This window comes from Myxococcaceae bacterium (assembly GCA_016000045.1).
In the GTDB taxonomy this organism is placed as follows: domain Bacteria; phylum Myxococcota; class UBA727; order UBA727; family JABDBI01; genus AER2-1.
Genome location: JAECQY010000011.1, coordinates 18105 through 30678, shown reverse-complemented (window position 1 = coordinate 30678; position 12574 = coordinate 18105). Strand labels below are relative to the sequence as shown.

Here is a 12574-nt window from a genome sequence, read left to right as displayed (position 1 = left end):
AACACAAAGAGCTTTGTATCAGATTCACACTAGGAAGTGTATAGATGGCAAGCGATTTGTCGATCTGAACGGGTAGAAAGGAGCGTGGGGACTTTGGTTGCACAGATAGCCATCGCTTGAGGGCAACGTGGATGGAATTTGCAGCCAGAGGGGGGACTTAATGGGCTGGGGATTTCCCCTTCCAGGCGAATCCGCTTTCGTTTTGCTGAGGGGTCTGGAATCGGTACCGCACTGAGTAAGGCTTGGGTATAGGGGTGCTTGGGGGACTCGTAGATTTCACGAGCCGGCCCAATTTCAACCAAGCTACCCAAATACATGACGGCAATGCGGGTTGAGATGTGCCGAACGATCATAAGGTCGTGGGCAATAAAGAGATACGTGAGCTGGAGCTGTTCTTGAAGATCTTGAAGAAGATTGACGATTTGCGCTTGGATCGAAACGTCCAGGGCGGATACCGGTTCATCGCATACGATGAATTCGGGCTCAACCGCGAGCGCTCGCGCGATTCCAATGCGTTGACGTTGGCCTCCCGAGAACTCATGAGGATACCGGTTCATGGCTTCTGGTCGAAGTCCAACCGTCTGGATGAGCTCTTCGATTCGATGAAGGCGCTCGGATCGATTGGGAAATAAGGCATGGATTTCCAAGGCTTCGCCAATGATGTTGCCAATGGTCATTCGAGGGTTCAGCGAAGCGTAAGGATCCTGAAAGATAATCTGCATGTTCCGTCGAAACGATCGGAGTTGGCCCGCTCTTAAATGAGTAATATCCTGACCCTGAAATTCAATCTTGCCAGAGCTAGGCTCATAGAGTCGAAGAAGAGTTCTGCCCAGCGTGGATTTTCCGCATCCCGATTCACCCACCAGCCCCAATGTTTCTCCTTTCGCGATGCTGAAACTGACGCCATCTAAAGCTTGGACGCGTTTGCCCTGTGTCGAGAAATGCATTTTGAGATCCGTGACAGTCAACATAAAAAGTTCCTAGTAAGGATTGTGGCAACGAAAGGAATGCGAATGAATCGAAGAAAGCTCTGGTTCGAGTTGGGTACAGAGGGATGTTGAGCGCGAACAACGATCTTGAAATCGACACCCTTTGGGGAGTTCGAGCAAGTTTGGAACCAGGCCGGGAATGGTTTGAAGCCTCTTGTGGGTATGTGCCCCTGGCACAGAAGCAAGCAGTCCAACGGTATAGGGGTGCTTTGGAGTCGAGAAGAGTGTTTGGACGTCTGCTTTTTCAACCACTCGTCCGGCGTACATGACCACCACCTCATCGCAGGTTTCTGCGACCACACCGAGATCGTGTGTAATGAGAAGCATGCTCATGCCCATTTCGTTTTGCAAAGTTTGCATCAACTCGAGGATCTGAGCTTGAATGGTGACATCCAGAGCCGTCGTGGGTTCGTCTGCAATCAACAAATCAGGCTTACAGGCCAGAGCCATGGCAATCATCACGCGCTGTCTCATGCCCCCAGAGAGCTGATGCGGATAGGCGTTGGCGCGGTCGCTGGGAGAAGGAATTCCAACCCGCTCAAGCAGCTGAATGGTTTTCTGAAACGCCGCTTTGGAGCCCAGTTTTTCGTGAAGACAGATTGCTTCGGCAATTTGGTTTCCAACTGTAAAGACAGGGTTCAAAGAGGTCATCGGCTCTTGAAAAATCATGGAAATCCGATTGCCTCTCAAGGTTCTCATCTCGGATTCCGGCAGTTGCAGAAGGTCTTTTCCCTCGTATCGAATTTGGCCAGAAGTGTATCGACCGGGCGGAGTCTGTATCAGTCTCATGATGCTGAGGGCGGTGACACTTTTTCCGCACCCAGACTCTCCAACAAGCCCAACGGTTTTGCCTTTGGGGATGTCGAAAGAGACTCCATCCACGGCTCGAAGCGTTCCTTGGTCTGTGAAAAATTCAATGCAGAGATTATCGATGGAACAGTTGTTCATCTATGGGACCTTGGTTCAGTTTGGCATCGTGACTGCTCAAAATAGCCTTATGAATCTGATTTTGGTAGCTAACTTCAAGTTCAAATTCAAACGGATAGCGCGTGTAGGTCACTGAATAGACAAGATGGTCTTTGCCTTTTGTCAGCGTGCGTTTTCGAAGGCTTCCATTTTGTTCCAGTTCAATCCACAAATTTTGTTGATTCGGGAGGGGAATCTGGATGCGGCCGGATTCACGACGAGCTTCAGCCCATTCAAGGTCGGTGCCGATTCGTCTGAGAAAGATGTCGACCAACTCGCTGGCTTCAATGGGAAGGTTTAAGGCTTTTTGAAGGTCATGCTTCGAGGAGCCTGGAGGAGAGATTCCGTTGTAACGTACAATTTGGGCAGGTTGCCGGAAAAAAGAGTCGACTGCCAGATAGAGATAATGCGGATCTTGAGCAACGACATCAAATTCGAAGCTGCCCCAAAAGCGTTTCAGTCCGGTCGCCTGAAGTTTAAAGTGCCCAATCAGATGGTGATTTTCCTGGCCGATTTGGGACAGACTCAGGACTTCGATGGGTTTCGATGGTTGCACAGAAACCATTTTATCATGAGCGCAGCCGAATGCCATGAAGAGGGCGAAAAACAAAAGGGTAGGCATCCCCACTTCATTCGCATAGATAGGTTGGCAAGGCAATCGCAAAGTCAGTGACCGCTCTAGGTGCCCGGTTAGTGCCCTTTGCATGCGTACAAACTGCTCACCCGTTTGCCATCAAACGCAATCGAGTAAGTCTGAATCTTGGAACAGCCGGCCGTTTGTAAGTCTTGATAGTACGCTTTCTCTTCAACCTGCTCCAAGCCGGCTGCTGCATCCAGGCCCATTTTGACTTCGATCAAAATCCCCGGGTCTTTCAGAGGGTTTAGGGGGTACAGCCCCAAGTCATAGCGCCCGTAGCCGCTTTCTCGATTCGACTTGACCGTGTAACGGCCTCGAAGACCGAGCGTCATGCCTAGCAAGAAACCATGGTAAAACGATTCTTGTTTGCGTTCGGTGACATCATGGAAACTCAGGGTTTCCAAAATCAACTGTTGCAATTTACTTTGCAGCTCAAGAGCATTTCCCCAAATCAAATCTTCCAAGAATTCGTTTAAGAAACGCTCTTTTTGCTTGCCGCCAAACCAAGCAGTCACCGTCTTTTCAAAGAAATAAGCGACCTCTCGATTCGGAATCATCATCTTGCCTTCCGCATCCAGGGTCAAATAGCCTGAGATAAACAACAGATTCCAAAACGAATAAGCGTTTTCTCTCAGGTCGCTCATTACCGTGTGGGGCTCAATCGGGATATCAATGCTATCCCGTTGGATGAGTTTGTGTGCATCTGGCAATTTATCGGCTGTCAGGCAATCTTGAATCAAGTCGTTGCTGGACGTATTGATCCAGTAGGGCCTTAAATCAAAATGGTTGCTCAAAAAATTTAAAATCGACCATGGGTTATAAATCGTTAACCGACTTTTTCCAAAGTGATAACCGTTATACCAAGACTTGAGCTCCTGCAAATGTTCTGCTGGGCAAACCGCCCCCACTTCTTCTTCCGTAAAGCCGAAATAATTTGCATAAGCGTTTTGGGTAATATCATAAACTCGAATGTTATTGAGGTCTGGAGACAGGCTTTCTTTGAAACTCCGAGTGATACCGGTGATCACCGCCTTGTATAAAGACGTATTGGATTTGAGGACCGCTCCCAGGACTTGCTTAAACAACGCCACCGCTTCCGGAAAAAACCCATTTAAGTACGCATGTTGCAAGGGCGTGTCATACTCATCGATCAGCACCCAAACTTTTTGACCGTGGTGTTTCTCAAGAAGCTTGGTGAGATGCATCAAGGAAGGGCCTAGATCGATGGTGGGAAAGTCGCGGCTAAAATACGGCAAGATGCTTTTTTTGCTCAGATCAGACAGTTGATCAGACTCCGTCAAGTACTCGTAGTCTCTAAAACAGCTTGCAATCAATCCTTTCAAAGAAGCCTGCAGATCGCCAAAAGTATCCGCTTTTAACCCCTTAAATCCCAACATCACGACCGGGAATTTACCGCGCCACCCCGCCAAAATTTCTGGGTACTGCTCAATGGCAAGACCCTCAAACAAAGGCTCATCGCTGCCCATAAAATACTTGAGCATGGATAGGTTCAATGATTTGCCAAAACGTCGAGGTCTGGGCAGTAAAAGAACCGCAGAGCCGTCGTCTATGACATCACGAATGAAAAGAGATTTATCACAATAAAAGCTGCGATTGCCCTTAGAGTCTAGCGAAGTTCTGAGTTGCTTAAAGTCATCAATGCCAATCGCGTAGCGCATAGAGGCCGATTGTCTCACCCTCTAACGGATTAATCAATCGAGTGTCTGAGTGTCGCCTATGGGCCCGGCCGCACACCTGAAACATCCGACTTTGCAATTGTCCTAGCGCGTTGCTTGAGCTCTGACCGGCCTCGTGCTAAACGATCGCTTTTGGAGGATCCTATGCCAACCATTGCGCAAATTTTTGACGATATGAAACAACGACTGACGCTTGAGAAAGCCCAAAGAATGAACGCGAGCTATTTGTTTGATATCGGCGGTGAAGAGGGTGGGAAATGGCATGTTGATCTCACGAAACAAAGCGACTGGATCCATGAAACCCATCAGGACGAAGCCGCTCAATGCGTGATCTGTGTTCCCAAAGGAGAAGACTGGGTAGCGATTGCTACAGGAAAAATGAATCCTACGATGGCGTTCATGCAAGGAAAAATAAAAGTGCAGGGAGATATGGGGCTTGCGCTTAAGCTTCAGTCTTTGCTTGCATAATCGTACAAACTGTATACAATAGGCTATTTGACTTAAGGGAGATTGCGTGAAGAAAAACCGCTTGTTTTTGCCCTTAGGCCTTGTGCTTTTCGTGGTTTCATTGGCTGTTGGCTTTTATTTCAGTTGGCAGCGACAGGGCTTAAGTGACGAAGAGTTAGAAGCTCCACAAGAGGGGGCTTTTCACACCCCCATTTGGACGCGAACGACCGATCGATTGCTTGCTCGAGAAACTCTATCGCAGGCATTGATTCGTCAGGGTTTATCTAGCCAAGAAATTCAGGAAATCGTCGAGGCTTTGAAGCCCGATGTGGACATGAAAAAAGTTCGATCGGGCGATGTTTTTGTGATCGAGCGTCCTTTTAGCCTCTTGGAGAATTGGCATCCGTTCTCTCGATTTGAGCTGATTCAGAAAGACTCTCATGGAGTGCCCATTCGTTTTGAAGTTTTTAAATCAGAAGGGCTGACTCATTTCAATCGACATCAAACACCTGTTTCGCAAAAGCAAGCGATTCTGAGCGGTAAGATTTCCAATAGTTTGTATGAAGGAATTTTGGCTGCGGGTGGGGATGCGGGACTGGTGAATCAGTTCTCGGAACTATTTGGTTGGCAGCTGGACTTCTATCGAGACGCTCAGCGTGGCGATACGTTTAAGTTAATTGTTGAAAGCCGATACGCGGATGGAAAATGGATCGGTTACGGAAACCTTTTAGCCGCTCAGTACAACAATCGAGGTCGTTTGTTCCGTGGGTTTCATTATCAATCGGATGACTTAAAACACCGCGGCTTTTTTGATGAGCAGGGCCAATCCGTTGAGAAAGGCTTTTTGAAAGCTCCTATGGCTCTGGCGCGCATTACGTCTCGGTTTGGTCAGCGTTTTCATCCTGTGCTCATGCGGCAGAAAAAGCACAACGGCGTGGATTATGGGGCACCTACGGGGACGCCGTTTTGGTCCATTGCTGATGGCACGGTTCTTGAAGCTCGCTACAGCCCGACCGCCGGTCGGATGGTTCGGATTCGACACCGTGGAGGCTATGTCACGGAATATTTTCACGCTTCTCGGATTGCGCCTGGAATTCGAGCAGGAGCGAGTGTCAAACAAAAGCAGATCATCGGATACGTTGGGACCACCGGTCGCAGTACAGGTCCGCACCTGCATTTCGGCATGATGCTCAATAAAAATTACATCGATCCAGGCAAACAACGCTTCCCAGCGGGTCAGCCGCTTCCCAATCGTGTGCTTCCAAACTATCTCGCCAAAATCAAACCTTTTCTACAAGAGCTTGAAAGAAGTTGAATCGCTTAACAAGACGGCATCAAGCTAAGAAAATCGTTCGGCACTATTTCGACGAACAGGGATTTCTAGAGGTAGATTCTCCGGTATTGATTCGAGCGAATGCGGTGGAGGCTTTTATCGACCCGATTTGGGTTCAAGATGAGCAATTAAGAACAAGCCCAGAATTATACCTAAAACGTCTCTTAGCCAGAGGTTACGATAAAATCTACGAACTCGGGCATGTATTTCGCGATGAGTCAGAAGGACAGCTGCACTTGCGTGAGTTCACACTTTTGGAATGGTACCGAACGCATGCCAGTCTGATGGACTTGGTTGCTGATTGTGAGGAGCTATTTCGTAGATTAGCACCGGAAAAGTTTCATCGACCTTTCGAGGTCGTATCGCTTCAAGAACTTTGGCAAAAGCATGTCGGAATCGATTTAAGACGCTCGATTGAAGAAGCCAATCTGCCACAGAAAGTCACCGAAAAAGGTTTTGCGCTAAGACCTGAGGCGGATTTTTCGGATGCTTTTCATCAAGTGATGTGGGCTCAGATTGAGCCCCAAATTGGTCAAGAGACTCCTTGTGTGGTGACCCGTTGGCCTCGTTCCATGGCGGCGCTTTCAGCCTATTGCGCGGACGACCCTTGCTTTGCAGAGCGGTTTGAAATTTACTACCAGCAAGTTGAACTAGCGAATGCCTTTCTCGAGTTAACAGACCCTCAAGAGCAAAGAAGGCGATTTCAAGAAGAGCAGCAGATCCGTGAAAGTCTTGGCAAACGAAGCCCTGAATTAGATCATGAATTTCTTGAAGAGCTTGCTTCGATGCCAGTCACGGCGGGGATTGCCGTGGGCTTTGATCGGCTTCTCATGGTTGCGTGCGATGCAAAAAGTGTTTCGGATGTGACGGAATTGTTAAAAACGAATAGCAGGGCTAATGGATGTTTTGGCATGGGTGACTGTGAGAACGATGGCTGCAATCTTGATTAACTAAGCTGCGAGGTTTCTATGAGAATCTATTTACTGCTTTTTTTTCTGGTTTTGTTTGTTCCGATGGTTAGAGCGGATTACATAGTGCCTGAAAAATTGATGGAGATTGCCTCAGGCATCAAGGTAAGATCAAAATCAGGCAAGGAAATCATTAAACTTAAAGCGGTCGATCGAGTTATTTTAGCGTATGAAAATTTCAAACCAGACCGAGATGATGTAGGTTTTGTGCTGGACCCAGATGGTTGTTTTGTCTTGCTAATTCATGTGAAAAATGGAGTCAAAAATTACATTAAGCAGTTTATAGTAAAAGATGAAAAATGCTTCTAATATTTGCTTTGCAGGCAGTTGCTTTTTCGGGTTTAAGAAGCGCTGCCCGAAAGCTGCTGTGCCTGAAAGTGCGCACGTACCTGGCTCAGGAGCTCGTTTAATTCGCCGGCAAAAAGCTTCGGGAGATTATGCACGGTGACTCCGACGCGGTGGTCGGTGCAGCGGTCTTGAGGGAAGTTATAGGTTCGAATCTTGTCGGAACGGTCTCCGCTTTTGACCATCGCTTTTCGTTCTTCGGCTCGTTCTCGGTCCACTTCTCTTTGCTTCGCTTCATAAAGCCGTGCACGCAAAACTTTCATGGCTTTGTTTTTATTTTTAAGCTGACTCTTTTCATCCTGACACTGCACGACGAGGCCCGTAGCGATATGCGTGATTCGCACGGCTGAGTCGGTGGTATTGACCGACTGGCCTCCGGGGCCTCCCGCGCGAAATACGTCGACTCGGATATCTTTTTCTTCGATTTGAATATCCACTTCTTCCGCTTCTGGTAAAATCGCTACGCTGCAGGCAGAGGTGTGAATTCGACCTTGGGTCTCTGTTTCTGGAACTCGTTGCACGCGGTGCACTCCGGCCTCAAATTTCATCCAGGCGTAAACTTGATCGCCGCTGAGCATGGCAATGACTTCTTTATAGCCGCCTTTTGAGCCATCCGAAAGGCTCATGAGTTCGACTTTCCAACGCATTCTTTCAGCGAAGCGTGAATACATGTGGAAAAGCTGGCCGGCAAAAAGCGCCGCTTCGTCTCCACCGGTGCCTGCTCGAATCTCAACGATGACGTTTTTTTGATCGTTGGGATCTTTGGGCAAGAGTAAGATTTTGATTTCGCCTTCCAAATGAGCGACGGATTCGTTTAACTCACCGATTTCTTCTCGTGCCATGTCCCGGATATCCGGGTCCGCATCTTGAAGGAGCAGTTGGTTTCCTTCCAGTTCAACGTGTAAGAGTTTGAGTCGTTCGTAAGCTTCGACAAGGGGTTCAAGCTGAGTCCGTTCTTTGTTGATCGTCTGCAATTCAGCAGGCTTTAGACTTGGATTCGCCAGCTGTTCCATTAAAACGGCGTGGCGTTTGGTCATTTCTTCTAGTTTGTCGAGCATTTCTTATCTTTCTTCCAAGTTCGGTAAATTGCCCAAACCGCAACCCCAGAAGGGATGCAAATGACCATGACAAAAGCAAAAATGGGGTAAATCAACTCAATCATGAAGCAAGAGCAGCGCTGAGTTCTTCAAAGTTACGATAAACTTCGATTTGGTCTAAGCAATCCGATCCTTGGATATTTTGTTCGCGCCAAAGCGTTTTTTTCAATGCCGCCAAAGCAATCTCCATTTGATCGTCTGTTGGCTCACGGGTGGTCAAACGCTGCATGAGCATACCAGGAGTGATAAACAGCTTCACCCAAAAGTTTTTGGGATCTCGCGCAGCGGCTCTTTGGAATTCGTAGGCAATTCCTGCGATGGGCAGCATGAGAGGAATTTTCAGAATCATCAAGAACAAGTTTGTTCCCAACTTGTTATCGGTGACAGGAGGAACAAAAGGCAGCGTAAACGCAAATACGACAATCGAGACGGCAATGACCAAGAGAATCAAACTGGTACCGCAGCGTGGGTGGGCTGTGGGTTGAATTCGCGTATTGGCAACGGTCAGGTTCAGATCTTTTTCAAATGCGTGAACCGCTTTGTGCTCGGCTCCATGGTACATAAAAATTCGTTTGACGTCTTTCAATCTTGAGATGGCGGCAATGTAGGCGACAAATAAGGACATTTTGATGCAGCCATCGACCAAGTGAAACCAAACGGAGGTAACGGGAAGGGCACTTTCGCCATTCTGCCCGAAAAGCTCTCCCAGCAAGAAGGCGATCACATGAGGAACGCCTTTAAAAAGAGCCAAGCCCAGAGTCAGACTGAAAGCCATCGTGCTCATCAAAGCCCAATCCATTTTCTTGCTTGGTTCAACTATGGCGGGGCGTGTGAGAGGATCCTTTTCCAAAGCTTGCTCGGCTGAGAATTGCAAAGCGCTTAAACCGTTGTACAGGCTTTCAATCAACAAAGTGGCTCCTCTGAGAAGAGGCCAACGCAAGAACGGTAGCTTTTCAGAAAAAGACAACCACTGGCGTTCTCGCACAACAATCGAGTGGTCGGGTCTGCGAACCGCAACGGCAAAACTATTAGGAGAGCGCATCATGACGCCTTCCACCACTGCTTGCCCACCGACCAAAGGTTTGGTTACCATGAAAAGGATTTGCGAAAGCATGTTATTTTTTGGTTTGATACTTCCTAAGGAATCGATCCACACGACCTTCTGTATCTAAAACCTTAGACTTACCGGTAAAATGCGGATGGCAAGCCGAACAAATATCGATGTTGTAGTTCTTGGTGGAACGGGTTTCGTACTTGGCTCCGCAAGCGCATGCAATCGTAACCGCACTGTAGTCTGGATGAGCGTTTTGTTTCATGATGGGCCTATCTTAGCAGATTCCCTGAAAATGCCAAGAGACTGCTCAAAGTCTCCGCAGTCTTCCAAATTTCGAGTACTTGGGAAATCGACACGCTTGAATTGAGCTCGCGTTCTAAGCTAGTAACCCCATGGCCTTCGAGGCCGCAAGGAGTCATATGGCTTGTAAAGCGTTCGAGATGAGTTGAGACGTTCAGGGCGAACCCGTGACGCGTGACTTGCTGAGAGACTCCGACGCCAATCGCTGCCAGTTTCTGGTTGTTGACCCAAACACCGGTTTTACCGGGCAAACAATGAGCTCCTGAAACACCCAGGGTCTGGCAGGTCTTGACTAAAGCGGATTCTAGAGCTCGAATGTAATCCACCACGCCCCAGTTCGGTGAGAGTTTTAGGATAGGGTATCCAACCAATTGGCCTGTTCCATGAAAGGTGACATCGCCGCCTCGATCGGTTTCAAATAAATCAATACCGAGCTGAGCCAGCTCTTCTTGGGTGCGAAACACGTGCTTGAGGCCGTGCTGACGGGTATAGGTGATCGTATCTCGATGTTCAAGAAGAAGGAGCTGATTTCCTTCGACCTCGATTTGGTCAATGGCCTCCCGCATAATCCGCATGCCTTCGGCATAGGGGACCTGGTAGCCTAGAAATCGAGTCTTCATGCTTTCTTCTTGGGCTGCTTTCGATAAAGTGTCACAATATGGCCTTGCGTGTTGATATGCTGTGCGCTCAACGCTTGGATCCAAGGGGACAGATCTTCTTTTAAAACCGAAAGAGCGGCTCCTTGAAATTTAACCTTGATCAGTTCATGGGCTTTCAATGCAGCGTCGATTTCGGATAAAACAGCTTCTGTGATGCCATTTTTTCCTACCTGAACGACTGGTTTGAGGAGGTGAGCCTCGGATTTAAGATTCATAAGAGAGCCTTGTAGCAAATTCGCCTCGGATCTGCTAGCCCGCTTTGAAATCGTCTCAATGAGTGGGAATATTTTGTCTTGTAAAAGCGTATTATCAAGATCTACAAACGGCGGGTTGTTCCAAGATACAAGCTTACTCAATTGCTTTTAATAGCAAGCGCGTCAGCAATCAGTACCGTGAGCTGCTGAAGAGTACAGATCGGCTATAGGGGTATGTCACGCGTCACTGGGAGGAGTTCCGCGGCGTGGCAATCTCAGGGAGACGAATCGTTGGTGATGCGAGCTTATGGTTTTGCAGATGACCTACTATCGGCCAACGCCTGGCTTCGCCAAACACACCCGGAGACACCATCAAAATGGGTGGCGCCTGTTTCCTCTTAAACTCCATTCGATGCACTTGATCGATGGTCTGTTCAATTTCAGTTTTGGAAAAGTGAGTTTCCCGTTCAATTTGTTCGCAAGATTCATAACGGTCTAGATAGCGTTCCAGAATGATATCCAAGCGCGAATAAGGGGGCAGAGAATCTTGGTCCAACTGATTCTCATCCAATTCTGCGCTTGGAGCCTTCAGAATGCTCCGCTCTGGAATATCGTTTTTCTCGAGATTGAGGGCTCGGGCGATTTTCCATACTTTTGTTTTGTAGAGATCTCCGATCGGCATGAGCGCGCCGCACAAATCACCGTAGAGCGTTCCATAGCCCATCGCGAGTTCGCTTTTATTGCTGGTGGAAAGGAGTAGGCGACCGGTTTCGTTGGCCAGCGCCATTAAAATGATTCCACGAACACGTGCCTGCAAATTTTGGTCGCTTAGGTTGCTTTTCAGCCCCAGGACTTGTCTGAGAGAATGAACCGTCTCTTCGATGGAAATCGTTTTCAATTGGATTCCCAAATTATCGGCCAGCTCTTGGGCATCTTCTAAAGAGTGCTCAGAAGAAAATCGGCTGGGCAAACGAACGCCTAAAACCCGATCACAGCCCAATGCACGTACCGCGAGCGTGCCAACCACTGCCGAATCAATGCCTCCCGACAGGCCCACAATCACGCCCGGAGATTTCGTTTTGGAGACAAAATCCCGGATCCCCATAAGCAAAGCTCTAATCAGCATGAAAACACCCCTAGATGCTCTTCAAAAGGTTGAGCCATCCAAAGAATTTGCCCCGAAGCTCCAAAAACCATGGAACCCCCATCAAAAATCAGCCCATCGTTTCCGCCGACCTGTCCTGCGACGGCGAACGGCTTTGCATACTGAATCGCTAATTTTCGAAACAGCTCTTGGCGAAATGCGGGTTTCCCGGTTTCATAGGGAGACGCACAGAGATGAATCCATGCGTCGCAGTTTTGGAGAGCCAAGTCTTGCAGCGGGTTTTCTGAGTAGCCTATCACTTCAGACCAAGCATCTTCGCAGATATGAACACCCAAGCGTTTGCCCTTCCAGCTAAAAGGAGCTGTTTGCTGAGCAGATCCGGCTACAAAGTAGCGAGCCTCATCAAAAACTTGATAATTCGGTAGCAATCGTTTGAAGGCGATGGGTTTTGCCTCACCTTGAAAACAAAAATAGGCAGCATTGCAACGTTTCGGCGTTGGTGCGCCTAGAATCGCCGGCAAGGGCAAGCGTTCTGCCAAGCTCTTGAGAGCAGATTGCACCGCTTGATGGAAATCCGGTAAAAAAACCAAATCTTTGGGCGGGTAACCGCACAAAGCCAGTTCCGGAAACACCACCAACTCAGCTTCTTGTTGAAGGGCTCGATGGGCCCACGACAACAAGCGCTCCGCATTTTCACGAATCGCTCCAACGACTGGATTGAACTGGCAAAGCGCAATTTGCATGATTCTGCGGTGTGATAATCGATTTTAAGCGAATTGACTA

The 12574-nt window shown here is 48.3% G+C and carries 15 protein-coding genes; 4 read left to right on the top strand and 11 right to left on the bottom strand.

Annotated elements, in window-relative coordinates:
- Nucleotides 1–29: 29 nt before the first annotated feature.
- Genes I8H75_06365 through I8H75_06350 form a run of 4 tightly spaced genes read right to left on the bottom strand, consistent with a single transcriptional unit; the run spans nt 30 to nt 4271 of the window.
- Complete coding sequence (locus tag I8H75_06365; protein ID MBH2006939.1) at nt 30–971, bottom strand: dipeptide ABC transporter ATP-binding protein; 942 nt, start codon at nt 969–971, stop codon at nt 30–32.
- Nucleotides 972–980: 9 nt separating this feature from the next.
- A complete protein-coding gene (locus I8H75_06360) occupies nt 981–1937 on the bottom strand; it encodes an ABC transporter ATP-binding protein (protein MBH2006938.1) in 957 nt (318 codons plus the stop codon).
- A complete protein-coding gene (locus tag I8H75_06355) occupies nt 1915–2661 on the bottom strand; it encodes a hypothetical protein (protein MBH2006937.1) in 747 nt (248 codons plus the stop codon). Before I8H75_06355 ends, I8H75_06360 begins: the two co-directional genes overlap by 23 nt.
- Entirely contained in the window at nt 2646–4271 is a 1626-nt protein-coding gene (locus I8H75_06350; GenBank protein MBH2006936.1) for an AAA family ATPase, read from the bottom strand. Before I8H75_06350 ends, I8H75_06355 begins: the two co-directional genes overlap by 16 nt.
- A 162-nt stretch (nt 4272–4433) precedes the next feature.
- On the opposite strand from I8H75_06350, the gene I8H75_06345 reads away from it, so the two are divergent.
- From I8H75_06345 to I8H75_06330, 4 genes are read left to right on the top strand one after another with little or no spacing between them, the layout of a single operon-like run.
- Nucleotides 4434–4757 carry an SCP2 sterol-binding domain-containing protein gene (locus I8H75_06345; GenBank protein ID MBH2006935.1) on the top strand — a complete coding sequence of 108 codons (324 nt, stop codon included), beginning with the start codon at nt 4434–4436 and terminating at the stop codon, nt 4755–4757.
- Between the two features lie 46 nt (nt 4758–4803).
- Nucleotides 4804–6051 (top strand): peptidoglycan DD-metalloendopeptidase family protein, encoded by a 1248-nt coding sequence (locus tag I8H75_06340; protein MBH2006934.1) that lies wholly within the window; start codon nt 4804–4806, stop codon nt 6049–6051.
- The gene (gene genX / locus I8H75_06335; GenBank protein MBH2006933.1) at nt 6048–7019 is read left to right on the top strand and encodes an EF-P lysine aminoacylase GenX; all 972 of its coding nucleotides are present in this window, start codon (nt 6048–6050) and stop codon (nt 7017–7019) included. The genes I8H75_06340 and genX overlap by 4 nt, the downstream gene beginning before the upstream one ends.
- Nucleotides 7020–7037: 18 nt before the next feature.
- Nucleotides 7038–7346, top strand: coding sequence for a hypothetical protein (locus I8H75_06330; protein MBH2006932.1), 309 nt, complete (start codon nt 7038–7040; stop codon nt 7344–7346).
- A 32-nt stretch (nt 7347–7378) separates the two neighbouring features.
- Here I8H75_06330 and prfA read toward each other — a convergent pair whose 3' ends face one another.
- The 7 genes from prfA to I8H75_06295 form a co-directional block, all read right to left on the bottom strand.
- Nucleotides 7379–8440 (bottom strand): peptide chain release factor 1, encoded by a 1062-nt coding sequence (gene prfA, locus I8H75_06325; GenBank protein MBH2006931.1) that lies wholly within the window; start codon nt 8438–8440, stop codon nt 7379–7381.
- 100 nt (nt 8441–8540) lie between these two features.
- On the bottom strand, nt 8541–9593 hold the full coding sequence (locus tag I8H75_06320) for a DUF1385 domain-containing protein (protein ID MBH2006930.1): 1053 nt from the start codon (nt 9591–9593) through the stop codon (nt 8541–8543).
- Nucleotide 9594: 1 nt separating this feature from the next.
- Complete coding sequence (gene rpmE, locus I8H75_06315) at nt 9595–9795, bottom strand: 50S ribosomal protein L31 (protein MBH2006929.1); 201 nt, start codon at nt 9793–9795, stop codon at nt 9595–9597.
- Between the two features lie 7 nt (nt 9796–9802).
- Nucleotides 9803–10453: a lipoyl(octanoyl) transferase LipB gene (gene lipB / locus I8H75_06310; protein MBH2006928.1), complete on the bottom strand. Its 651-nt coding sequence runs from the start codon at nt 10451–10453 to the stop codon at nt 9803–9805.
- Nucleotides 10450–10707 (bottom strand): YhbY family RNA-binding protein, encoded by a 258-nt coding sequence (locus I8H75_06305; GenBank protein MBH2006927.1) that lies wholly within the window; start codon nt 10705–10707, stop codon nt 10450–10452. Before I8H75_06305 ends, lipB begins: the two co-directional genes overlap by 4 nt.
- 223 nt (nt 10708–10930) lie before the next feature.
- Complete coding sequence (gene nadE / locus I8H75_06300; GenBank protein ID MBH2006926.1) at nt 10931–11812, bottom strand: NAD(+) synthase; 882 nt, start codon at nt 11810–11812, stop codon at nt 10931–10933.
- Nucleotides 11806–12534: a hypothetical protein gene (locus I8H75_06295; GenBank protein ID MBH2006925.1), complete on the bottom strand. Its 729-nt coding sequence runs from the start codon at nt 12532–12534 to the stop codon at nt 11806–11808. The genes nadE and I8H75_06295 overlap by 7 nt, the downstream gene beginning before the upstream one ends.
- Nucleotides 12535–12574: the final 40 nt, after the last annotated feature.

What these genes read in the sequence shown, in the direction of transcription:
- I8H75_06355 (MBH2006937.1), bottom strand. Translation starts at nt 2,661, where the DNA reads ATGCAAAGGGCACTAACCGGGCACCTAGAGCGGTCACTGACTTTGCGA.
- I8H75_06305 (MBH2006927.1), bottom strand. Translation starts at nt 10,707, where the DNA reads ATGAATCTTAAATCCGAGGCTCACCTCCTCAAACCAGTCGTTCAGGTA.
- I8H75_06345 (MBH2006935.1), top strand. Translation starts at nt 4,434, where the DNA reads ATGCCAACCATTGCGCAAATTTTTGACGATATGAAACAACGACTGACG.
- I8H75_06295 (MBH2006925.1), bottom strand. Translation starts at nt 12,534, where the DNA reads ATGCAAATTGCGCTTTGCCAGTTCAATCCAGTCGTTGGAGCGATTCGT.
- I8H75_06365 (MBH2006939.1), bottom strand. Translation starts at nt 971, where the DNA reads ATGTTGACTGTCACGGATCTCAAAATGCATTTCTCGACACAGGGCAAA.
- I8H75_06360 (MBH2006938.1), bottom strand. Translation starts at nt 1,937, where the DNA reads ATGAACAACTGTTCCATCGATAATCTCTGCATTGAATTTTTCACAGAC.
- lipB (MBH2006928.1), bottom strand. Translation starts at nt 10,453, where the DNA reads ATGAAGACTCGATTTCTAGGCTACCAGGTCCCCTATGCCGAAGGCATG.
- rpmE (MBH2006929.1), bottom strand. Translation starts at nt 9,795, where the DNA reads ATGAAACAAAACGCTCATCCAGACTACAGTGCGGTTACGATTGCATGC.
- I8H75_06350 (MBH2006936.1), bottom strand. Translation starts at nt 4,271, where the DNA reads ATGCGCTACGCGATTGGCATTGATGACTTTAAGCAACTCAGAACTTCG.
- I8H75_06330 (MBH2006932.1), top strand. Translation starts at nt 7,038, where the DNA reads ATGAGAATCTATTTACTGCTTTTTTTTCTGGTTTTGTTTGTTCCGATG.
- nadE (MBH2006926.1), bottom strand. Translation starts at nt 11,812, where the DNA reads ATGCTGATTAGAGCTTTGCTTATGGGGATCCGGGATTTTGTCTCCAAA.
- I8H75_06320 (MBH2006930.1), bottom strand. Translation starts at nt 9,593, where the DNA reads ATGCTTTCGCAAATCCTTTTCATGGTAACCAAACCTTTGGTCGGTGGG.
- prfA (MBH2006931.1), bottom strand. Translation starts at nt 8,440, where the DNA reads ATGCTCGACAAACTAGAAGAAATGACCAAACGCCACGCCGTTTTAATG.